Source organism: Providencia sp. PROV003 (assembly GCF_045040775.1).
Lineage (GTDB): Bacteria > Pseudomonadota > Gammaproteobacteria > Enterobacterales > Enterobacteriaceae > Providencia > Providencia huashanensis.
This window is the reverse complement of sequence record NZ_CP096369.1, coordinates 3,637,939-3,659,594: the sequence shown is the minus strand read 5'-3', so window position 1 is coordinate 3,659,594 and position 21,656 is coordinate 3,637,939. Positions and strand designations below refer to the sequence as shown.

21 protein-coding genes are annotated in these 21,656 nt (G+C 42.1%); 15 read left to right on the top strand and 6 right to left on the bottom strand.

The window, feature by feature from the left end; translation table 11 throughout:
* Positions 1-158 precede the first annotated feature (158 nt).
* Positions 159-1,310: a flagellar biosynthesis protein FlhB gene (gene flhB / locus M1F14_RS16925; protein WP_048606786.1), complete on the top strand. Its 1,152-nt coding sequence runs from the start codon at positions 159-161 to the stop codon at positions 1,308-1,310.
* Positions 1,303-3,402, top strand: a complete 2,100-nt coding sequence (flhA, locus tag M1F14_RS16920; protein ID WP_042844272.1) for a flagellar biosynthesis protein FlhA — start codon at positions 1,303-1,305, stop codon at positions 3,400-3,402. The genes flhB and flhA overlap by 8 nt, the downstream gene beginning before the upstream one ends.
* 370 nt (positions 3,403-3,772) lie before the next feature.
* Here the strand turns inward: flhA and M1F14_RS16915 are convergent, their stop codons facing one another.
* The 3 genes from M1F14_RS16915 to flgA form a co-directional block, all read right to left on the bottom strand.
* Entirely contained in the window at positions 3,773-4,213 is a 441-nt protein-coding gene (locus tag M1F14_RS16915) for a flagella synthesis protein FlgN (RefSeq protein WP_042844271.1), read from the bottom strand.
* Positions 4,214-4,222: 9 nt separating this feature from the next.
* Positions 4,223-4,525, bottom strand: coding sequence for a flagellar biosynthesis anti-sigma factor FlgM (flgM, locus tag M1F14_RS16910; RefSeq protein WP_042844270.1), 303 nt, complete (start codon positions 4,523-4,525; stop codon positions 4,223-4,225).
* A 280-nt stretch (positions 4,526-4,805) separates the two neighbouring features.
* The gene (gene flgA / locus M1F14_RS16905; protein WP_131679912.1) at positions 4,806-5,474 is read right to left on the bottom strand and encodes a flagellar basal body P-ring formation chaperone FlgA; all 669 of its coding nucleotides are present in this window, start codon (positions 5,472-5,474) and stop codon (positions 4,806-4,808) included.
* A 208-nt stretch (positions 5,475-5,682) separates the two neighbouring features.
* Here flgA and flgB point away from each other — a divergent pair, with 208 nt between their 5' ends.
* The 13 genes from flgB to M1F14_RS16840 all read left to right on the top strand — a co-directional run bounded on the left by flgB (position 5,683) and on the right by M1F14_RS16840 (position 18,755).
* The gene (flgB, locus tag M1F14_RS16900) at positions 5,683-6,096 is read left to right on the top strand and encodes a flagellar basal body rod protein FlgB (RefSeq protein ID WP_042844268.1); all 414 of its coding nucleotides are present in this window, start codon (positions 5,683-5,685) and stop codon (positions 6,094-6,096) included.
* Between the two features lie 5 nt (positions 6,097-6,101).
* Positions 6,102-6,506, top strand: coding sequence for a flagellar basal body rod protein FlgC (flgC, locus tag M1F14_RS16895; RefSeq protein ID WP_042844266.1), 405 nt, complete (start codon positions 6,102-6,104; stop codon positions 6,504-6,506).
* A 12-nt stretch (positions 6,507-6,518) separates the two neighbouring features.
* Positions 6,519-7,376, top strand: a complete 858-nt coding sequence (locus tag M1F14_RS16890) for a flagellar hook assembly protein FlgD (RefSeq protein ID WP_048606788.1) — start codon at positions 6,519-6,521, stop codon at positions 7,374-7,376.
* A gap of 27 nt (positions 7,377-7,403) precedes the next feature.
* On the top strand, positions 7,404-8,624 hold the full coding sequence (gene flgE, locus M1F14_RS16885; protein WP_048606790.1) for a flagellar hook protein FlgE: 1,221 nt from the start codon (positions 7,404-7,406) through the stop codon (positions 8,622-8,624).
* 15 nt (positions 8,625-8,639) lie between these two features.
* The gene (locus tag M1F14_RS16880; RefSeq protein ID WP_042844263.1) at positions 8,640-9,395 is read left to right on the top strand and encodes a flagellar basal body rod protein FlgF; all 756 of its coding nucleotides are present in this window, start codon (positions 8,640-8,642) and stop codon (positions 9,393-9,395) included.
* Positions 9,396-9,413: 18 nt separating this feature from the next.
* On the top strand, positions 9,414-10,196 hold the full coding sequence (gene flgG / locus M1F14_RS16875; RefSeq protein ID WP_042844262.1) for a flagellar basal-body rod protein FlgG: 783 nt from the start codon (positions 9,414-9,416) through the stop codon (positions 10,194-10,196).
* 81 nt (positions 10,197-10,277) lie between these two features.
* Entirely contained in the window at positions 10,278-11,060 is a 783-nt protein-coding gene (locus M1F14_RS16870) for a flagellar basal body L-ring protein FlgH (protein WP_173424802.1), read from the top strand.
* A gap of 33 nt (positions 11,061-11,093) precedes the next feature.
* Positions 11,094-12,197 carry a flagellar basal body P-ring protein FlgI gene (locus tag M1F14_RS16865; protein WP_042844261.1) on the top strand — a complete coding sequence of 368 codons (1,104 nt, stop codon included), beginning with the start codon at positions 11,094-11,096 and terminating at the stop codon, positions 12,195-12,197.
* Complete coding sequence (gene flgJ / locus M1F14_RS16860) at positions 12,197-13,177, top strand: flagellar assembly peptidoglycan hydrolase FlgJ (RefSeq protein ID WP_181469201.1); 981 nt, start codon at positions 12,197-12,199, stop codon at positions 13,175-13,177. Before M1F14_RS16865 ends, flgJ begins: the two co-directional genes overlap by 1 nt.
* Positions 13,178-13,319: 142 nt before the next feature.
* A complete protein-coding gene (gene flgK, locus M1F14_RS16855) occupies positions 13,320-14,963 on the top strand; it encodes a flagellar hook-associated protein FlgK (protein ID WP_166686867.1) in 1,644 nt (547 codons plus the stop codon).
* Between the two features lie 28 nt (positions 14,964-14,991).
* Positions 14,992-15,927 (top strand): flagellar hook-associated protein FlgL, encoded by a 936-nt coding sequence (gene flgL / locus M1F14_RS16850; protein ID WP_042844258.1) that lies wholly within the window; start codon positions 14,992-14,994, stop codon positions 15,925-15,927.
* 762 nt (positions 15,928-16,689) lie between these two features.
* Positions 16,690-17,940, top strand: a complete 1,251-nt coding sequence (locus M1F14_RS16845; protein ID WP_181469202.1) for a hypothetical protein — start codon at positions 16,690-16,692, stop codon at positions 17,938-17,940.
* A 44-nt stretch (positions 17,941-17,984) separates the two neighbouring features.
* Positions 17,985-18,755 carry a sel1 repeat family protein gene (locus M1F14_RS16840; RefSeq protein ID WP_272537622.1) on the top strand — a complete coding sequence of 257 codons (771 nt, stop codon included), beginning with the start codon at positions 17,985-17,987 and terminating at the stop codon, positions 18,753-18,755.
* A gap of 1,115 nt (positions 18,756-19,870) precedes the next feature.
* Here the strand turns inward: M1F14_RS16840 and fliR are convergent.
* Genes fliR through fliP form a run of 3 tightly spaced genes read right to left on the bottom strand, consistent with a single transcriptional unit; the run spans position 19,871 to position 21,650 of the window.
* Positions 19,871-20,650, bottom strand: coding sequence for a flagellar biosynthetic protein FliR (gene fliR, locus M1F14_RS16835; RefSeq protein WP_042844251.1), 780 nt, complete (start codon positions 20,648-20,650; stop codon positions 19,871-19,873).
* Positions 20,651-20,652: 2 nt separating this feature from the next.
* Positions 20,653-20,922 carry a flagellar biosynthesis protein FliQ gene (gene fliQ / locus M1F14_RS16830; protein WP_042844250.1) on the bottom strand — a complete coding sequence of 90 codons (270 nt, stop codon included), beginning with the start codon at positions 20,920-20,922 and terminating at the stop codon, positions 20,653-20,655.
* Positions 20,923-20,930: 8 nt separating this feature from the next.
* Complete coding sequence (gene fliP, locus M1F14_RS16825; protein ID WP_173424801.1) at positions 20,931-21,650, bottom strand: flagellar type III secretion system pore protein FliP; 720 nt, start codon at positions 21,648-21,650, stop codon at positions 20,931-20,933.
* Between the last annotated feature and the right edge of the window lie 6 nt (positions 21,651-21,656).

The following is a 21,656-nucleotide window of genomic DNA, read 5'->3' as shown; positions in this document are numbered from 1 at the left end:
TCAGTGAGCGCTCATGTTTGCGAAGCTATTCGCAAGATTGCTGGCTTATTGCTCAATGGGCAAATAACCCCCTCGAAGTGTGTCTATTTTCCACCATTGATTTTCTTACACTCTGTCATGCTATGCGATAACTCGTATTTTAAAATGATGGAACAGATGTGTCCGACGAGAGTGATGTAGAAAAAACAGAAGAACCCACTCCCCATAAAAAGCAGAAAGCCAAAGATGATGGGCAAATAGTTCGTTCAAAGGAATTGAGCTCGTTAATGATGATGTTAGCGGGTATTAGCTTACTGTGGCTAAGTGGTGGGCATCTGGCAACTCAACTAAGACAAATAGCTCGCCAAGGGTTTATTTTTGATGGGCATTATTTACAAAATACGGGCTTAATGATCAGCTACTTAGGTAGGGTCGTTAGTGAGGCATTATTTGCTTTACTTCCGGTGATTGGTGGGTTGGCGCTCGTTGGGATTTCGGCTTCGTCACTGGTGGGCGGGCTAGTATTTAATAGCAAATTGATTAAGTTTGATTTGAAAAAACTTAACCCGTTGAAAGGGTTAAAACGTATTTTTTCAATGAATGCATTATCTGAGCTATTTAAAGCAATTTTGAAATCGTTATTTGTTGGGTTAGGGGCCTTTATATTTTTATGGGAAAGTTGGCCATCATTGCTGCATTTAGTGATGGAATCACCGATTACCGCCCTTAGTAATGCACTACAAAAAGTAATTTTTGCTGGCTACTTAATTGTCTTTTTACTGATCCCAATGGTGGCGTTTGATGTGTTTTACCAATTTCGCTCTCATTTGAAAAAATTAAGAATGAGCCGCCAAGAAATCAAAGATGAATTTAAACAGCAAGAGGGTGACCCCCAGATAAAAGCCAAAATTCGCCAGCAGCAACGTGCTATCGCGCGTAATAGGATGATGGCGGATGTCCCCAATGCGGATGTGATAGTCACCAACCCAACCCATTATGCGGTGGCGCTAAAATATGATGATAAAAGAATGGGAGCGCCAAAAGTATTAGCAAAAGGCGCTGGGGTTTTTGCTCAACGTATTAAAGAAATCGGTGAAGAACACCGAATATTGCAGTTAGAAGCACCGCCCTTAGCACGTGCATTATATCGCCATGCAGAGATAGGACAAAGTATCCCTGTTGCCTTATATGCTGCGGTAGCAGAAGTTTTAGCGTGGGTTTACCAATTACGTCGTTGGCGTCGTGAAGGTGGGCTCAGACCGAAAAAACCGAAAAATTTACCAGTGCCACCAACACTGGACTTTGCTGGAGATAACAATCGAGATGGCTAATTTGGCTTCACTTTTAAAATTGCCGAAAAACTTACAAGGAACGCAGTGGCAAATACTTGCGGGTCCGGTTCTTATCTTATTGATTTTGTCGATGATGGTACTGCCATTGCCGGCATTTTTATTGGATTTATTGTTTACTTTTAATATCGCACTTTCCATCATGGTATTGCTAGTGGCGATGTTCACTAAACGGACCCTCGATTTTGCCGCGTTTCCAACCATCTTGTTATTCGCCACATTGTTACGTCTTTCCCTTAACATTGCTTCCACGCGGATTATTTTACTTGATGGTCATACAGGGCCAGACGCAGCAGGGCGAGTCGTTGAAGCATTTGGCCACTTTTTAGTCGGCGGTAATTTTGCTATCGGTATTGTGGTATTTATCATCCTAGTATTGATTAACTTTATGGTTATCACTAAAGGTGCGGGGCGCATTGCGGAAGTGGGCGCACGCTTCGTACTTGATGGTATGCCGGGTAAGCAAATGGCTATCGACGCAGACCTCAATGCTGGCATCATTAGTGATGACGAAGCGAAAAAACGCCGTGCCGAAGTAACCCAAGAAGCTGATTTTTACGGTTCAATGGACGGGGCGAGTAAGTTCGTCCGTGGTGATGCTATCGCGGGGATCATGATTATGGTGATTAACGTGATTGGAGGCTTAATTGTTGGGGTCGGTCAACATAATATGTCTCTGGGGGATGCGACCAGTGCCTATACCTTGTTAACCATCGGTGATGGTTTAGTCGCCCAAATTCCGGCATTAATTATTTCGACCGCTGCAGGGGTTATCGTCACTCGTGTTGCAACGGATGAAGATGTGGGTGAACAGATGGTCAACCAACTCTTCAATAACCCGCGAGTGATGTGGCTCAGTGCAGGGGTCCTTGGGCTAATAGGTTTAATACCTGGAATGCCTAACTTTGTTTTCCTGTTGTTTACTGCAGCGTTAGCGGCATTGGGTTGGTATCTAGTTCGTAAAGCTCAGCAACCGGAAAATGCCGCGGGGGACAACAACCAAGCACAACATTTTCAAGAAGCGAACAAAGTTGTTGAAGCAACGTGGGATGATGTGCAATTAGAAGACTTGTTAGCGATGGAGGTCGGGTATCGATTGATACCGCTCGTTGACAGTGAGCAGCAAGGTGAATTGCTGGGTCGCCTTCGTGGTTTACGTAAGAAATTCGCTCAAGAAGTAGGCTATTTGCCCCCTGTTGTCCATATTTGTGACAACCTAGCTCTTTCCCCATGTGAATACCGTATTTTAATTAAAGGCGCTGAAGTTGGGCGTGGTGAAGCACAACCGGGGCGTAGTCTTGCTATCGACCCTGGTAATGCGGCGGGGTCATTGCAAGGTGATGAGACTAAAGAACCTGCATTTGGTTTACCTGCCGTTTGGATTGATGATGATTTACGTGAGCAAGCGCAAATTCAAGGCTATACGGTAGTGTCTGCGAGTACCGCGGTAGCAACGCATTTCAATCAAATTTTATTGCAAAACTCAAGCACGTTATTTGGTCGCCAAGAAGCACAAATGTTATATGACCGAGTGAAAAAAGAGATGCCAAAACTGGCTGATGACCTGATCCCCGATACCATCTCATTAACAATTTTGCACCGTGTTCTACAGAATTTATTAATGGAAGACGTAGTGATCCGCGATATGCGTACCATTATTGAAACACTAGCAGAAATGGCGGGGGAAAATGGCGAGCAAAAAGACACGGACTATTTAACTTCGCAAGTGAGAATTGCATTAGGCCGCGCTATTACCCAGCAGTGGTTTGGTAATGCAGAAGAAATTCAAGTTATTGGTTTAGATGCGGGGCTTGAACAAATTTTATTGCAAGCGGCCAAAAATGGTGGGGGCTTAGAGCCTAACCTTGCGCAGTTTATTCAAACTCAAGCAGAACAAGCAATTTCTCACCAAGAAGCGATGGGGGCTCCTACAGTGTTATTAGTTAACCATGCTTTACGCCTAATTTTATCGCGTTTCTTACGCCGAAGTTTGCCGCAGTTAGTGGTGATGTCTAATTTAGAAATGACTGACCACCGTAAGATTAGAATGACTTCGATGATTAGTGGTAGCTAACCCTGTTGCGCCAACCTATATGGCCAGTAGGATAGGTATGTCATTGTTTTAAGACATATACCGAAGGCGTGTATTTGAACCCACGTTAAAGCGTAAAGAAAGTATGCAAGGTCACTCTTATTCGAGTGGCCTTTTCGCATTTGATAGCTGATTAAAATGAACCAATTTGTTTATGAGGGGAAACTGAATTAGGCCTTTATCAGAGGCTTCTTAGATGGGCTGCATATCAGGGGATAGCCAGCAGGTCGGTTAAATGGCGGTAGGTTTCCTTTAGTCGACTTAATGTTGAAGCTATATCAGGTCATTGAGTAAGCTGTCTGATAGGCTTTGAGATGATAAAAAAGGGTTTTTGAACTAGGCAGAACACAGCTTAAATCGAAATTTTTTTACCTAAAACAGGGCGTTTTGATTCTAAACCATCAGCACCATAAGTGGATTGGTTATTGTGTTTCTTTACAAAGTTTAGGCGTTGAGCATTGAGTTCTATATGTAATTGCAGCATTTGGTGGTTGCGATAGTTTAATTCTTTTAAGCTGGTTGTTAATACTTTAATCGCTTCCCATACACTGGCTAATTCAGTATTACCTTCATAAGGCGCGGTAATTTCTGCTTGTGATTCGAGTTGTAGCCGCTGGGTCTCCCCATGGCCTATCGCCGCAACAAGGAAACGTTTTTGTTCAGTCGTTTCCTGAAAAGGCGAAGGCGGAACACGCTGGTAACCTAATAGTAGTTCCTCATTTTTCATCACGATTTGCAATGATTGTAAATGAGCATGTTGCTGTTCTAGCAAGATTAATAGTTCATCAGTCATGGTAGTTATTTATTTCATTGATAACATGCACTCATGTGCATCACGTAAAATGCCATCAGCAATCTTTTCTGCATCCATTTTCAGGGTGCCATCTTTGATAGCTTGTTTAATTTGTTCAACTTTAGCGCTGTTAATATCGCTAGCTTGGGGCTGTAATAATTTTTTTTGCAGCTCACTCGGGACAAATGTACTTTCTTTAATGATTTCATTTGTCGAAATTTTTTTATCGCGCATCGGGGTAGCCGTATCTTGTGGGTCACGGTTTGTTACCTGAGTTAGCGCAGAAATTGCAGGTGTTTGCTCAATAGCCATAATGTGTTTTCCTGTTCCCGATTTTTATCATATGAGAGTTATCGGCGTATTTTGTGGGATCTTTAGTCTTTATAGTGTTACAAAATATTGCCTTTATTCGTCATATTTCAAGCCGCCTCTGCGTTAACTTACGCTCATTCGCACTAGTCACTTACTTATGTAAGCTCCTAGCGACTCATTCACTTGTCGCCTTGATGCGACTTGAACTATTTAGAATAAAGGTTCATTTTGAGTGAGTTGACATTAAGTACAGACTCGTCATATTCGGTCTTGATGGCATTTATTTTAATGCGATATTAACACTGCCATTCTCTTGTGCTAACCCATTGACTACTTGACCATTGAGTAATCTTACACGAATATTTTGCCCAATGGTGGCATTATTAATGGCTCTTCCTTCGTATTTCACTGAAAAATTTTCCCCATTAGCAAAGACAAATACGGTTTGACCTGCTTTTATTGCCCAAGGGAGCCGGATCATCGATTTGGTAAATGTTTGCCCCGCAGGGATATTACGAAGTGCTATTGCGCCGCGTAGTGCCATTTTATCAGTACTCGCTCCAGCGGGAAGCTTATGTAATAAGCCTTTTTTACTGCCAATATCCACAAACTCAATAGATTCACCACGATTTATATTACGTGTTGCAACGAAATATTGCCCCGTCACATTCACAATTAGCTGAATAAATTGTTTTTTCTTACCACACTGCACTGGAATAGATACATTTCCCATATTTCTGCCCCCAATAGGTGGACTGATTTGGGGTTTCTCACAGCTTGGCCAACGTTCAATCGGCGTTTTGATCTCAATAGAAACTTGGTTTTTTTTACCGTGAATTTGGCGGAAATAGTGATTGATATCTTGAGGTAATGAGGCTTGAGCAAGGCTAATGGTTAACCCTAATACACTAATTACAATGCTAAATGACAGCTTTTGACGATAACGCATGTAGGGATAGCCTCCTTGGTAAGCAAACTTTTTCACGATTGCAGTTTACGCAGGTCTTTAATAATGAATGAGCCAAATAGGTCAATTATTTTGCCTTTATCTTGCCATTAGATTTTTTAGTAGACGGCTAAGATATGCAGGTCGAATTTTAAATTATATGAGCGAATGTTCAGATTCAGGAGTCGCTTTATTTCCATTGAGGGCCATCATGATTGATAAATTAAATGCCACGTTTGCTTTTCAGCAGCAGGCGTTATCAATACGCGAAGCAAGGCAGACTGTTTTGGCTTCAAACATCGCAAATGCGGATACTCCGGGCTATCAAGCACGTGATATTGACTTTAATCGTCAACTTCAACAAGCAATGGACAAAGGTGTCGTTGGTTCAAAGGGCGTCACCCTTGCCGTGACAGCTAAAGGCCATATCGAAGGACGAGGTATTAAAGCGCCAAATTTAGACTTGAAATACCGTGTTCCTTATCAGACATCGATGGATGGTAATACGGTAGATATGGATATTGAACGTAGTCAGTTCGCTGATAATACCCTGAAATATCAGGCTGATCTCACATTTATTAATAGCCGCGTTAAAAGTATGTTGGCTGTTCTACAGCAAGGGTAATAAGCATGGCGTTACTGAGTATTTTTGATATTTCTGCTTCTGCATTAACAGCGCAGTCTCAGCGTTTAAATGTCAGTGCAAGCAACATGGCAAACGCTGAAAGTGTCGCAGGACCGGACGGGCAGCCGTATCGTGCAAAGCAAGTGGTCTTTCAAATGGCACCACAAGGGCGCAATGAAGTGGGTGGTGTGCGTGTGAGTGAACTCATTGAAGACCCCGCACCGCCGCGTATGGAATATAAGCCTGGCCATCCACTGGCTGATGAAAAAGGTTATGTGCAAATGCCAAATGTCGACATGGTCGGGGAGATGATCAACACCATTTCGGCTTCTCGGAGTTATCAAGCCAACCTTGAAGTGATGAATACGGCAAAAACGTTATTGCAAAAGACATTAACAATAGGCCAGTAAGGGAGGTTTGTAATGGGAATTGCCGCCACAATGTACGACTCTTTGGATAATACTACAGCCGGTCCAGAGCCGGCTGCCAGTAATGTGCCAAAGAAAAGTCAAAGTGATGATATGCGTGACACATTTTTAAAGATGATTGTCACACAGATGCAAAACCAAGACCCTACTAACCCTATGGAAAATACCGACTTGACCAGTCAATTGGCACAAATCGCAACGCTTGAGAGTATGAATAAGCTAAGTGATAGCGTTAGTGGTATTTCCCAACAAATCGGTTCAGGGCAATCATTACAAGCCACTCAGCTTGTTGGCAAAGGTGTTCTTATTCCTCGCAACGAAATTATTTTAGCGCCACTTAAAAAAGAGAGCACTGGCGAAGATAGTTCAATCATTAAACCTTCAAATCCATTACCGGATGAGGGGATTAGCCCTGATAGTCCTTCAAACTTTGCACTGAGTGATAAAAGTGTGATGGGTGATGAAGGCGGCAGCGAAGAACCACAGTCCGAATTTATCTCATCTCCGTTTGGTTTCTTTTTGCCGAAATTGGCAGATAACGTTGAAATTACTATTCGCGATAAAAACAGAATGGTGGTACGCACCATTACTTATGATACCGAAGTCAAACCCGATATTTATGATATGGCTTGGGATGGTCGCGACAACAAAGGAAATCTAGTGGCAGATACAAAAGGGAAATATTACTTTGATGTGAAAGCCGTCAGAGCCGGAGCCGAAGTTGAAGTCACAAAACTAGGTTATACCCGCGTCAACGGCGTGACCCCAGGTTCTGACGCACCATTATTAGATGTTGGTATTGGGCAAAGTGTCCCCCTGAGCAGCATCTTCAAAGTTTATCCTTCATCTTAATTTATCCCCAATACTCATGGAGAAAATATGTCTTTTTCACAAGCAGTCAGTGGCTTAAATGCAGCATCAGCGGGGCTGGATTCAATTGGTAATAATATTTCCAACTCCGCGACCAATGGTTTTAAAGGGGCGACAACCTCTTTTGCCGATATGTTCGCAGGATCAGGCGTTGGTCTGGGTGTTAATGTTGCAGCAGTAACACAAAATTTTAAAGATGGCCCTATCACACGTACGGATAGACCAACGGATGTCGCTATTTCTGGCAATGGTTTTTTCCGTGTGCAAGACAAAAATGGCGATATTTACTATAGCCGTGATGGCCAGTTTTTACGTGATAAAAGCGGTAACTTAGTGAACAACCAAGGCATGATCGTCACAGGTTATCCGGCAGGTGTTGATGAGGACGGTAATGTCACTATTCAAAGTGGTGGTGTTCCTGCGGGAATTAACATTCCAACCGATATGATGGATGCTAAAAAATCAGACTTAGCCAAACTGACAGTTAACCTTAATTCAGAAGATAAAGTTAAAGATAAAAAGTTTGATATAACAAAACCTGATGATTCAGCAACTTATAATTTCAGTACCACAATGACTGCATTTGATAGTCAAGGTAATACTCACGAAATTTCAGTGTATTTTGTCAAAGAGTCTGACAATAACTGGACGGCTTATGCAAAAGATACTAACGACACAGAAGCTAAAAAATTAGGTGAATTAGAGTTTGACGGCAACGGCAAGCTAAAAGACGCTGATAAAGCCACATTTGCCTTTGCTTATAACGGGTTAAATGGGGCGGATAATGGAACGTTAAATGTCGATCTGAGTAAAACTCGCCAACAGAAAGTCAGTGAATCCTCGGTCAGTGCTATTGATGTAGATGGCTTTCCTGCCGGTGAATACACCACGTTTAAAATTGAAGATAACGGTTTAATTACTGCGAATTATTCTAACCAACAAAAACGTGTGGTAGGGCAAGTTGCGCTGTCTGCTTTTGCTAACCCGAATGGTTTAGTTTCTCAAGGTGGTAACGTTTGGGCTTCTTCAAATGCTTCAGGTAACCCAATGGATGGTGTCCCGGGTGTAGGGCAATACGGCAAATTAACCAGTGGTGCGCTGGAGTCTTCTAACGTGGACATGAGCCAAGAGTTGATCAGTATGATTGTGATGCAGCGTAATTATCAATCCAATGCGCAGACCATCAAAACGCAAGATCAAATGTTACAAACATTGGTTAACTTACGATAAACCGAGAGGGTGGGCATGGATCACGTCATTTATACTGCCATGGGTGGGGCGCGTCATGCGCTTGAAAACCAAGCGGTTGTTTCAAATAACATTGCTAATGTGTCAACGGCGGGCTTTAAAGCACAACTATCGGCAATGCGTGCTGTGCCCATTAACGGGGACAGCGAACCAACAAGGACACTGGTCGTTGCCTCAACACCCGGTGCAGATATGAGCCAAGGGCCACTGAACTATACAGGCAAGTCAACAGATGTGGCGTTAAATGACAAGCACTTTTTGGCTGTTGAACTTGCCGATGGCAGCGAAGCCTACACGCGTAACGGTAATATTCAGGTTTCGAGTGAAGGTGAGTTAATGATTGGCGAGCGTCGTTTACAAGGGGATGGTGGTCCTATTAATGTTCCGCCGAATGCCGAATTAACTATCGGCACAGACGGCACAGTGACAGCGCTATTGGCGACCGACCCCCCAACGATGCTAGGGCAGATTGGCCGTTTAAAAGTGGTTGAAGCACAGCCACAAGACCTACTTCGTGGGGAAGATGGGTTATTTCATTTATCACCTCAAGGCCAAGCAGCTAATGGCAATGTGCTTCCACAAAGTGAGCGCGCTATCGTTACCGCTGGTGTGATTGAGGGAAGTAACGTTAATGCTGCTGAAGCCATGGTTTCCATGATTGCCAATGCAAGGCATTTTGAAATGCAAATGAAAGTAGTCCGTAGTGCTGATGAAAATGCACAGCGGGCAAACCAATTGCTTGCCGTCAGCTAAATTCAGTAAGGAATTATTATGATCCGTTCATTATGGATTGCAAAAACAGGGCTTGATGCTCAACAAACCAACCTTGATGTTATTTCTAATAACTTGGCAAACGTCAGTACTAATGGTTTTAAACGCCAACGTGCCGTTTTTGAAGATTTAATGTATCAAAATATTCGCCAACCTGGCGCGATGAGCTCTGAGCAAACATCGTTACCGTCAGGGTTACAAATGGGGACGGGGGCTCGTCCCGTTGCCACAATGCGAGTTCACGCACAAGGTGCGTTAAACAAAACGGGTAATACCAACGATATCGCTATTCGAGGCCAAGGTTTCTTGCATGTACAAATGCCAGATGGTACCGACGCCTATACCCGCGATGGGGCATTGCAGCCCAACCAAGATGGCCAGCTTGTAACCTCAAGCGGTTACCAAATTGTCCCTGCGATTATGATCCCTGATAACGCAAACAGCATGTCAATTGCACGTGATGGTACGGTTTCTATCACCGTTTATGGTGATAATCAGCCGCAACAGATTGGTCAAATCACCTTAACTACTTTCATCAATGATGCAGGTTTAGAAAGTATGGGTGAAAACCTGTATATGGAAACGGCAAGTTCAGGTGCCCCTAATGAAAGTGCTCCGGGAACGAATGGTGCAGGGTTGATTTATCAAAATATGCTAGAGACATCTAACGTCAATGTTGCCGAAGAGTTAGTGAATATGATCCAAACTCAACGTGCTTATGAAATTAATAGTAAGGCAGTATCCGCATCTGACCAGATGCTACAGCGTTTAACTCAGCTGTAATTGGTTTATTGAGCGGGAAAGACACAGAAAGGTAACTTGCAATCACGATGGTGAGTTACCTATGAGAGGGATCTCTTCGTGATGGTAGAACGTACACTGCAGCAAAAGAGTAGCATGATGATTGAAAGCAGCACGATTTCTCAACAGCAAAAAATAGCGTTGCAAACGCCTTTAATCGCAACCAAACAGGTGGGATTAGTCATTGCTTTGGTTTTGATTACCAGTGGCTGCGCACACATAAAATCACGTCCGTTAGTGGACACACAGACAACGGCAATTCCAAGTGCACCGACGGCACCTGCACCGAATGGCTCAATATTTCAAAGTGCTCAGCCGGCGTATTATGGCTATCAGCCCCTATTTGAAGATAGGCGCCCTCGTAATGTTGGCGATATTTTGACTATCAATCTACAAGAAAATGTCAGTGCTAGCAAAAACTCGTCTGCAAATGCGAATCGCACTGGGAAAACTGGTTTCTTGGCTGCGATACTGCCCGGCTTTATGCAAGGCTGGATTGGCGGTAAGAATACCGAACTCGATATTAAAGGTAATAGTGACTTTAGTGGTAAGGGCGGAGCGAATGCCAATAACACCTTTAAAGGGACGATTACCGTGACGGTAGACCAATTACTGGCGAACGGTAACTTACATGTCGTCGGTGAGAAGCGTATTGCCATTAACCAAGGAACGGAGTCGATCCGCTTCTCTGGCGTGGTTAACCCACGGACCATTGGGTCAGATAACCATGTAAGCTCCACACAGGTGGCGGATGCACGTATTGAATATGTGGGTGATGGTTACATCAATGAATCGCAAAACATGGGCTGGCTGCAACGCTTTTTCTTAAATGTTTCGCCTTATTAATTGAACATAAGAGAGAATAGCCGAGAGAACTCAATGAAAAACAAAGTATTAATTTTGCTATCGCTATTTTGCTGTTTTGTATTTGCAGCGCACAGTGAACGTATTAAAGATTTAACCACGGTTCAAGGGGTACGTGATAACGCATTAATCGGTTATGGACTTGTTGTCGGGCTCGATGGCACGGGTGACCAAACCATGCAAACCCCATTTACAACCCAAAGTTTAAATAACATGTTGTCGCAAATGGGGATTACGGTCCCCCCCGGTACTAACATGCAATTGAAAAATGTGGCAGCGGTGATGGTAACCGCAAAATTACCACCTTTTGCGCGTACTGGTCAGTCTGTGGATATCGTTGTTTCTTCAATGGGGAATGCAAAAAGCTTGCGGGGTGGAACATTATTGATGACGCCACTGAAAGGTGTTGATGGGCAAGTCTATGCCATGGCGCAAGGAAATATTCTGGTTGGTGGAGCTGGCGCAAGCGGTGGTGGTAGCAGCATTAAAGTGAATCAACTTAATGGTGGACGCATTACTGGCGGGGCAACGATTGAGCGTGAACTACCAAGTAACTTTGGGCAAAGTGGCGCAATTAACCTGCAATTAAACGAAGATAGCTTCACATTAGCGCAAGATATTGCAGATGCAATAAACCGTATGGGGGGAGTCGGTTCAGCTTCCGCGTTGGACTCGCGTACGGTTCAATTATTAGTTCCGGCTAACAACCGTGACCAAGTACGCTTTTTGTCTCGGGTACAGGAACTTAACGTGCGGACACCAATGGCAGAAGCAAAAGTGATCCTCAATTCACGGACCGGTTCAGTTGTCATTAACCGCAGTGTGACACTCGAAAGCTGTGCGGTGGCTCATGGTAGTTTAGCGGTTACCGTTGAAAGACAAACACAAGTCAGCCAACCTGATACCCCATTTGCAGGTGGGCAAACGGTCGTAACCCGTAACACTAATGTCGGTATACGCGACCAAGGTGGTTCATTGCAAAAAGTGAATGCGAGTGTGCAATTAAACCAAGTTATTCAGGCTTTAAATACTTTAGGTGCGACGCCAAACGATTTGATGTCAATATTGCAAGCTATGGAAAGTGCAGGTTGCTTGCGTGCAAAATTGGAGATCATCTAATGAGTGATATGCAGCTATTGCAAGGTGCCGCGTTTGATTTACAGTCGCTAGGCCAGCTAAAAGGCGAACTGAATAAAAACCCAGAGCAAGGGCTGCGCCAAGTCACGCAGCAACTTGAGGCAACATTTGTCCAAATGATGCTAAAAAGTATGCGTGACGCATTACCCCAAGATGGTTTATTTTCCAGCGACCAAACACGTATGCTCACCAGTATGTATGACCAGCAAATCGCCCAAGATCTTTCACAAAAAGGCTTAGGTTTTGGTGAGATGATGTACCAACAGTTAACGCGCGAGCAAATAGAGCCTAATGTAGCGCTCAGCAATAGCATGTTACCGCTCGATGAAAAAGCCATCCAAACATTGCCATCATTTAATATGCAGCAGATGATGCGCCATTTTGCGCCTACGGGGGATACGCTTTCAGCACCATTTCAAAAAATCAAAGCGTTATCGCTTAACAGCAGTAATTTTATTCGTCGCTTAATTGAACCAGCAAAGGCTGCGAGTCAAAACAGTGGTATTTCACACTTTCTCGTCTTAGCGCAGGCGGCATTAGAAAGTGGTTGGGGACAGCGGGAAATTTTGAAAAGTGACGGTAAAACCAGCCATAACTTATTTGGTATTAAAGCTGGGAAAAACTGGCAGGGACCCGTCACTAATATCATGACAACCGAAGTCATTAATGGCAAAACAATAAAAATGCACGATGACTTCCGAGTCTATGGTTCATACGAAGAAGCGATTGCTGATTATATCAGTCTATTAACCGAAAACCCGCGCTATAAAGATGTGAAAAAAGCGCCGACGCCTGAAATTGCTGCGCGTCGCTTACATCAAGCCGGTTACGCCACTGACCCAAGTTATTCAGACAAACTGATCACCTTGATTAACCAAATTCGCGGTCATCAACCGACAGCAAATACCTCGGCATCAAGGGCAGTGCAAGCCTATACCATAGACTTAAACGATATTTTTTAAAAACACGGAATTAATGCGAGTTTGGCCTAAACAATTACGCTGAATTTCCGATAACCAAATATGCTGTAAATAATTTGAGTTGCTTATCACTTTGATTGTGTCAGCCAATTAAAGGGGTCAGCATCTAGAACAGGAAAAGCTTATGCTGAATAATGTAATGAATAATGCGCTCAGTGGTGTGAACGCTGCACAAGGCGGGTTAAGTGTGATTTCTAACAACTTAGCGAACGCAGGTGTAGGTTACTATCACCGCCAAAGTGCTGTTTTCGGGGAGAATCCCGGTACGATGACACCTAATGGCTATTTTGGTAACGGCACTTATTTCAGCCATGTTCGCCGTGAGTTTGATGAATTTATCAATGCACAGTACAGCCAATCACGCGCTCGCAGCGGTGATTATGAGGCGTACGTTAAAAACTGTAATAAAGTCGATGATTTGCTTACTAATGATATTGAAGATATCTCCAGTAATATTGGTAGTTTTTTCACTTCATTAGATGCAGCAACCAGTGACGCCAGTGATAAAACATTGATTGACGTTTTCTTGGGCAATTCAAATGCGTTGGTAAGTCAATTTAAAGACGCTGATCGCCGTTTACAAGAAATGGAGCGGGATATTAATCACCAAATCGAAAATAAGGTGAAAGATATCAATACATATGCGGAAAAAATTGCTGGTCTAAACCAGCAGATCTCCCGTGTACGTTCAGTCAGCGGTTCTGAACCTAATGATTTATTGGATGTGCGTGATCGCTTAGTAAATGAAGTTAACTCGTTAGTTGGGGTTAAGGTCATTGAACAAAACGGCAACTATAATGTGACGTTTGCCAATGGTTTACCGCTGGTGACTGGCGAAAAAGCTAACCGTTTAGAAGCAGTCCCTTCATCAAAAGACGATAGCCGTTTTAGTATCGGTTTTGTGGGAGCAAATGGCCAAGCGCGTGAAATCCCAGATGGGTCATTTCGTGGGGGAGAGCTAAGCGGTATTTTGCGTTCTCGTCAGGAAGTGATTGACCCGGCTTATCAAAAACTCAATAAATTAGCATTAGTTTTTGCAACGAAATTCAATGAAGTTCATAGCAAAGGCTATGATGCCAATGGTAATACGGGTAAAGACTTTTTTGAGATTGGTAAAGGCAGCGTTGTTAGCAATACCCATAATAGCGGTAAAGCGGATTTCGATTTGAGCTATAGCGATGTCTCTAAGGTGACAGGCAATAACTATGAAATGCGTTTTGATGGTAGCGAATGGAATGTCACTCGTTTACCTGAAGGCACTAAAATTTCGGTAGATGATTCAACCGCAGGCACACTGAAATTTGATGGTATAGAAGTCAAAATAAGCAATAGCCAAGGCATGACAAAAGGTGATTCTTTCCTTGTTAAGCCTGTGAGCGGTGTTATCAACGGTATGCAAACATTGATTAGTGATGCATCGGGCTTTGCTGCCGCGGGGAGTAAAGATAGTGGCCCAGGTGATAATGAAAATATTAAAGAGCTGGTTAAATTACAAGACCAAAAACTGATTGATGGCGGCTCGACCTTCTCTGATTTCTACGCAACCTTAGTCAATGATGTCGGTAGTAAAACTAAACAAGCCCAAATTGATTCGGAAACACAAAATAAAATGACTGAGAGCTTTTATGCCCAAGAGCAGGCTATCTCAGGCGTGAATATGAATGAAGAAAGTATTCAAATGCAGAAGATCCAGCAGTTTTTTAATGCGAATGCGCAAGTATTAAAAACGGTGGATGATTTGTTTAATGCGTTGATGCGTGCATTCTAAGTTTTAGCAATATAATAAGGGTTTAGCGATGCGTTTAAGTACAAATATGATTTATCACCAGCGCCTGCAAGATATGAATAATGCTCAGGCGCGTTGGATGGATGCAGGTAGCCAATTAGCCTCGGGTAAGCGCGTGAGTAAACCGTCTGATGACCCTCAAGCCTCATCACAAGCGGTGCGAATTAGCCAATCAGAAAACCGTAACCAGCAATATGTCGCAAGCCGTGGGTTTGCAAAAACGGGCATGACATTGCAGATGAGTATTTTGACTCAAATGACGGATGTGACCACACAAATTGATACCACTATCATTCAAGCTTCTAACCAAGGTGCTTTAAGTGATAAAGACCGTCATTCACTGGCAGAACAGTTAACAGGTTTAAAAGAACAACTGGTGGGATTAGGTAATACAACGGATGGTAATGGCCGTTATATTTTTGCTGGTTTTAAATCGGATAAGCCCCCGTTTGAAATTGACGCTGATGGTAATGTGTTGTACCACGGCGGTGATAAACCGATTATGCAAAATGTCGCTAGTGACCGAGAAATGACCACCTATTTTACGGGTGCGCAAGTTTTTGAGACGGGCAGCGATAATGTTGTTAATGTTTTCAAAGCGTTGAATGCAGGTATTGATGCGCTGAAAATTCCACAACAAGATGCGCCTCAAGCTGATTTAGACCGCGCTCAAGCAGGGATGGATGAAGCTAACCGTGGAATTAAAGCAGCGCTTGACCAAATTTCTAATATTGAAGCGAAACAAGGCTTACAACTGCAAGAAATTGATAAATTAGATTTCTTGGCAGATACCCGTTCGATTCAAAATGCAGCTCGTAAAAGTGAGCTGCTTGAGACCAACTGGACGGGTACTACGACGGATTACTATAAAGAAAAGGCGATGTTTGATGCATCCCAAAGTATTTTTAAAGATTTAAACAGTATGTCACTTTTTGGTAACCGTTAATAAATTAAAGGTTTAATTTTACTCACCGCGCTTTGGAGTGATTCGAGCGCGGTTTTTTTTATTTTGAGGTACTTATATTTACGCACTATTTTTGTTTAGTGCATATTGCATAAATCCCGATTTGTTTTACCCTAGTTTGACCTTTATTTTTTGCTATTTAAAAAATTAATTATTAAACAATAAGTTAGGATACCCTCCCAAAACAAAGGTATTTTGGCGTTTATAAAGCTAGTACATTGTTTTCCTTTGTTTTATCTTATTTAACTAATAGTTCACTGCCATACAGGCAGCTTAGAAAGACACTAAAACGCCCTTCATTTCCTGACGAGAGTTCACTGCCGTACAGGCAGCTTAGAAACCCCTTGTTTATCGCCGAATCAGCAACAAATAGTTCACTGCCGTACAGGCAGCTTAGAAAGCTATAAACAGGAAATCCAGCTTAATTGATGAGTTTACTGCTGTATACCCATATGCGGGGCATGGTTATTTAACAGGGAAAATAAAAAGTCTCAATTATGCCGCACGGATAGACGAAAGTGACGGTTTGGTTTATTCTGCACTAGCGATATTAAATGATAATCATTTCTATTTATAGTGTCTTTCTTTTCCAATAAAAGTCGGAATGACGTTTAGAGCGGAAATAAAAACAGGAAAACGGAGCGTGATTGATTATTTACTTAGTCCATTGCAAACGACAGTCGAAGGAAGTTTCAGGGAGCGATAATGCATTATATCAATGTACAGTGATAAAAGGATATCCTGATGACAAAACCCATAAAACAACTCCAAATTCATAAATTTGAAGACATGACGATAAAGAGTAATTTAATCCCCAATCATGATCCGTTCAAACTAGGGCCACCGAGCTTTACCATTCACGTAGTACCCAGAGGCAGCATCATTTATAACGATCAAGGAAATCCTACAAAAGACACATCCCAATGGGGGCATACCTACCTGTCAGTTCGAGGTCTTAATCCCGCAACGGGGAAGTACGAGCAAATCAGTATAGGTCTTAGCCCGGCGGAAGATTGGGGCTCTTCAAAAGATAATTTGTCTTTTAATGACCATATTCGTTATCAAGATGCCTCTACGCTAACGGTTATGTCAAAAAATGGACAGTTTGGTCATGATTTGACGAATTTATTCAACGTCGTCAATGATTATAAATCGGGAAAAACGCCTCCCCCCAACTATAACCCTTTCAGTTTTACGGGTGAAAAGACTTGCGGTAAATTTGTGCAAAAAATGCTTCAAGATGCAGGAATAAATGGGGTTATAATCCCATTTTGGCCCAACGAAGCATACGATGTATTGGAGTACTTGGCTGATGATTACAAAACGCCACTCGTCATTGACTTAAACGGCAACGGTGTACAAACCCTAGCCGACAGTTTTGGTGTAAGCTTTGACTTTGACGGCAAAGGCACTCAATCGCAAACCGGTTGGGTTCATCCTGATGACGGATTGCTGGTGTGGGATAAAAATAAAGATGGCTTGATTAACCATGGGGAAGAGTTGTTTGGTGATAATAGTTCGCTAAATAATCACACAAAAGCCAAAGAAGGTTTTTCTGCGCTGGCTGAATTTGACAGTAACGGTGATGGTATCATAGACAAAACGGATAGCCGGTGGTCTGAGTTGAAAGTATGGCAAGATAAAAATTCAGATGCTCTCAGTCAATCTCATGAATTAATTGCCTTAGATACCTTGGACATTAAATCCATTGAATTAAATGCTAAAGAAACCAATTTCTTTGACGACAATGACAATTTTCATAAACTAATGGCAAAGGTGAACTGGGATAATGGGATACAAACCGATATCACCGATGTGTTATTTCGTCAAAAAACGCCGTCAACACAAACACCGAGTGCGCAACAAACGGTCAATAAAATCATTGATGACATGGCTAGTTTTACCCAATCCAGCAATAGCGAGATTACATTATCCCCTCGTCCCACGGTGGAATACGCCCATCCTGTTTTATTGGCAAGCAGTTATTTAGGGTGAATATAATGAAATTTATGTTGTGGGTCATTGTCACAGGAGTCTTTATGATGAGTACACCAACATGGGGTGCAAAGACCGACGCTCCGCCCATTCCAACAGTCAGAGAGCGGCTGTTTAATATCGATTACACTGAAACCGAATTGCGTTATGACCCCGATTTACCTAAACGCGCCGCTCGCCCTAAGACGCAACAACAAGTTATTGAGTTATATCACAAAGCATTAACCGACAATCAAGAAGATGATAATTACCTGATACACTCATTTTTTAGTGTTGGCTGCTCGGATTTAAATAGGCTGTACTATGCCGAAACTGCGAAAGAAGAATGTGCGATAGCTAACTTTTTTTTAAAGCGAGTGCTCAAAATTAACCCCAATAATGGGTTGGCGCTATTAACTAAGGGCTTTTATTACCAACATAGTTTTGAGGGTGTTGAGGAAAATATGCAAAAGGCTATCTCCTACTATGAAAAAGCCTATCATCTTTATGGTAATCGTGTACTTGCGGCGGGAAGTAACCTTTATGGTATTTATATGCATGGATTTGGGGGCATTCCACAAGATTTGAAAAAGGCAAAATATTATTTAGCTAAAGTTGCCGAAGATAATCCTCGAGGGCAAGACGCTTATTACCTCAAAAATTTTGATACTTTTGTCGATTTGCTCAAAATATCGGATGAGGGGGATAAATGTAAGCAACAAGACCCCAATAATCGGGAGTGGATAATAAAATGTAGTAATGAAGTCGAGAGAAAAACACAAGAGTACCTAAAAAAATATCGTGGTACTCAAAAAGAAATCGATGCAAATGGTTAACTGAATTTCTTAATAATACTCCCCCCTTAGCAAGTTATGTCACTAAGGGGGGAGGATTAAGGTTGACAATATAAAGTCATTAAAGCTCCTATTGTTCAAGTTAAAAACTAATAATCCGTCAAAAATAGATGTACAAATTACAGCATGTTTACAAAATAAATTAAGCTTAGTAAATATCGTGACAGAGAACGAATAAAGGCTAAGGCCGTCGAGACCTGCGTATGCGGTCACAGGTAGTTTAATGCCCCAAACCGCCCCCAGTCCTGGTTAAGGCCAATGAAATTAAAACAGTAATTTATGGTTTGTAAACGAAGGCTTTATTGAGTTTATCTCTTTAGAGTGTGGGGCTTGAAAAAGCAGAGCCGCAACATCTTTTATTAAAAAGGACGTTTAGTTCAGAAACTAAAAACGAATTTAACCATAAAATTCAGATATTCTTTGAAGTTAATTGAAGAGAAAAAACATTCGAAGTTAGTCGGTTAAATAAAGAACAAAAATGTTTGTGGCTGAGCTGGTCTAAAGAGTTGATGGGTTGATATAGTGACACCATCGCTCAAAAAACAGGCTGTTTAGATTTAGGACGAACGAAACTACGACCAGTCAGGCAGCTTAGAAATGCTCTTACCGAGCTGGTGGTTTTCCCATCTTGTTCACTGCCGTATAGGCAGCTTAGAAAAGTGGATTAAAGAGCTTAATTTATCAACTTAAGTTTACTGCCATATAGGCAGTTTAGAGAAGAATATTAAAGAATAGATATCTAGACTCTTTCATTGGTGAAAAAAATAAATATGAGTTAAAGCTTGTTTTTTGTGAAATAAGTAGTTATACCATCTTTATCTTAAGTTAAATTTAATATCAAATATAATACGTATCTATCATTCGATAGCTTAGAAATGAAATATAGAACGGGTATTATATTACTGCCACAAAGGCAGATTTTGATTAGAGATAAATACCTGAAAAATAGATCGGGTAACCAGATAATAATAGGGATAACTAGGAGGGGTTATGAGCTTTGAGTTTGAAATAAATTGTTATTGGTTTTCAATCATCATTCGATTTTATAAATGATTTTATAAACCTACATTTAATTAAAAAAATACAAACATCACGGCTCAAATAAACAAATTAAACATCAATGACAATTGCTCAAAAGCTTGGTGGATAAGGCGTTCAGTATATCGGGGAAGGATGGAGATAATTACCCCTAGCATACTGATACCTATAGTTAAGGTGAGGGGGAAACCCACCACAAATACGGACAGTTGTGGGGTCATACGGTTTAGGATACCGAGCGCAAGGTTGAGAATTAAAAACAATGTAATAAAAGGCAGCGCTAACATTAACCCATTAATAAATAAGGTATTGGCAAATTGAACAAATACCCAAAAACCGTCTCTATTCAGTGGGGCTGTTTGAATGGGGATCAATTCAAATGAATTGACGATAATATAAATTAACCATAAATGGCCATCGAAGGCGAGAAACAATAAAATAGTAATCACATTGAAGATGCGCCCTAAAATAGGCATATTGGGCCCACCGGTTGGGTCAAAAAAGGTCGCGAAAGATAACCCCATTTGCAAACCAATGACTTCTCCTGCATGGCGAACCGCGGCAAAGGCGATTTGCATGGTTAAACCCATCGCCACACCAATCACAATCTGTTGCACAATGACCCATAACCCCATTGCAGAAAATAGGGGAATATTTACCACGGGAAGTTGCGGGGAAACAATCAACACGACAAAAAAAGCAAGGGCAACTCGAACCTTGGTAATGGCTTGTTTTTCATTAAAAAAGGGCGCTGTTCCGAGCAGCGCCAAAAGGCGTATGAAAGGGTAAAAACCTTGGCTCAACCAGAGCGTGAGCGTTTCACTGGTAATGGTTAACATTGCTAGCCAATAATAAAGGGTAAATTACTAAGCAACGTTCGCATATAGTCGGTTAGTAGGTTGAGCATCCAAGGCCCCGCAATGATGATCACTGAAATGACTGACAAAATTTTAGGGATAAAAGATAAGGTCATTTCGTTAACCTGTGTTGCGGCTTGCAGTAAGCTAATAATCAACCCTGCGGCTAGTGCCGCCAGTAATAATGGAGCCGCTAGCATTAAGGCAATTTTCATTGCTTCAGTGCCCATTGCCATGACAGATTCAGGTGTCATCGTTACTCCTAATTAAAAAAGCTTTGCGATAATGAACCAAGTAATAATTGCCAGCCATCGACTAATACAAACAGCATTAATTTAAAGGGAAGTGAAACGGTTGCCGGTGGAACCATCATCATCCCTAAGGCCATTAAGACGCTAGCAACAACCAAGTCTATGATTAAAAATGGAATAAAAATGGTAAAGCCGATTTGGAATGCCGTTTTTAATTCACTGGTGATAAATGCGGGAACGAGGATCCGTAAAGGAACATCCTTCGCCTCTTGAATCTCCCCCACTTTGGCAATACGAGCAAAAAGCGCTAAATCGGATTCGCGAGTTTGCCCTAACATAAAGGTCCTTAACGGGGCAGTCCCTTTTTCTAGTGCGACTTCAAGGCTGATTTTATCTTCGCTAAAGGGTTGGTATGCTTCACGATAAACTTGGTCGGCAACGGGGGACATAACGAAAAAGGTCAAAAACAACGCTAAACCTAATAATACTTGGTTTGGTGGTGCAGAGGGTGTCCCTAAGGCATTTCGTAATAAACCGAGAACAATAATGATGCGTGTAAAACTGGTCATCATTAAGAGTAAGGCGGGTATAAAGCCTAACAGGGTTAAAAATAGTAAGGTTTGAACGGGTAATGACCAAGTTTGGCCTCCATCGGCTAAACTATGGCTGATAACGGCAGGGAGTGCTGCTGATGCAGAACTTGGCAATGCAAATAGAAGCACAGCAATCATCAGTAG

What these genes read in the sequence shown, in the direction of transcription:
- flhA (WP_042844272.1), top strand. Translation starts at nt 1,303, where the DNA reads ATGGCTAATTTGGCTTCACTTTTAAAATTGCCGAAAAACTTACAAGGA.
- M1F14_RS16915 (WP_042844271.1), bottom strand. Translation starts at nt 4,213, where the DNA reads ATGACTGATGAACTATTAATCTTGCTAGAACAGCAACATGCTCATTTA.
- flgM (WP_042844270.1), bottom strand. Translation starts at nt 4,525, where the DNA reads ATGGCTATTGAGCAAACACCTGCAATTTCTGCGCTAACTCAGGTAACA.
- flgA (WP_131679912.1), bottom strand. Translation starts at nt 5,474, where the DNA reads ATGCGTTATCGTCAAAAGCTGTCATTTAGCATTGTAATTAGTGTATTA.
- flgB (WP_042844268.1), top strand. Translation starts at nt 5,683, where the DNA reads ATGATTGATAAATTAAATGCCACGTTTGCTTTTCAGCAGCAGGCGTTA.
- flgC (WP_042844266.1), top strand. Translation starts at nt 6,102, where the DNA reads ATGGCGTTACTGAGTATTTTTGATATTTCTGCTTCTGCATTAACAGCG.
- M1F14_RS16890 (WP_048606788.1), top strand. Translation starts at nt 6,519, where the DNA reads ATGGGAATTGCCGCCACAATGTACGACTCTTTGGATAATACTACAGCC.
- flgE (WP_048606790.1), top strand. Translation starts at nt 7,404, where the DNA reads ATGTCTTTTTCACAAGCAGTCAGTGGCTTAAATGCAGCATCAGCGGGG.
- M1F14_RS16880 (WP_042844263.1), top strand. Translation starts at nt 8,640, where the DNA reads ATGGATCACGTCATTTATACTGCCATGGGTGGGGCGCGTCATGCGCTT.
- flgG (WP_042844262.1), top strand. Translation starts at nt 9,414, where the DNA reads ATGATCCGTTCATTATGGATTGCAAAAACAGGGCTTGATGCTCAACAA.
- M1F14_RS16870 (WP_173424802.1), top strand. Translation starts at nt 10,278, where the DNA reads ATGGTAGAACGTACACTGCAGCAAAAGAGTAGCATGATGATTGAAAGC.
- M1F14_RS16865 (WP_042844261.1), top strand. Translation starts at nt 11,094, where the DNA reads ATGAAAAACAAAGTATTAATTTTGCTATCGCTATTTTGCTGTTTTGTA.
- flgJ (WP_181469201.1), top strand. Translation starts at nt 12,197, where the DNA reads ATGAGTGATATGCAGCTATTGCAAGGTGCCGCGTTTGATTTACAGTCG.
- flgK (WP_166686867.1), top strand. Translation starts at nt 13,320, where the DNA reads ATGCTGAATAATGTAATGAATAATGCGCTCAGTGGTGTGAACGCTGCA.
- flgL (WP_042844258.1), top strand. Translation starts at nt 14,992, where the DNA reads ATGCGTTTAAGTACAAATATGATTTATCACCAGCGCCTGCAAGATATG.
- M1F14_RS16845 (WP_181469202.1), top strand. Translation starts at nt 16,690, where the DNA reads ATGACAAAACCCATAAAACAACTCCAAATTCATAAATTTGAAGACATG.
- M1F14_RS16840 (WP_272537622.1), top strand. Translation starts at nt 17,985, where the DNA reads ATGATGAGTACACCAACATGGGGTGCAAAGACCGACGCTCCGCCCATT.
- fliR (WP_042844251.1), bottom strand. Translation starts at nt 20,650, where the DNA reads ATGTTAACCATTACCAGTGAAACGCTCACGCTCTGGTTGAGCCAAGGT.
- fliQ (WP_042844250.1), bottom strand. Translation starts at nt 20,922, where the DNA reads ATGACACCTGAATCTGTCATGGCAATGGGCACTGAAGCAATGAAAATT.
- fliP (WP_173424801.1), bottom strand. Translation starts at nt 21,650, where the DNA reads ATGATTGCTGTGCTTCTATTTGCATTGCCAAGTTCTGCATCAGCAGCA.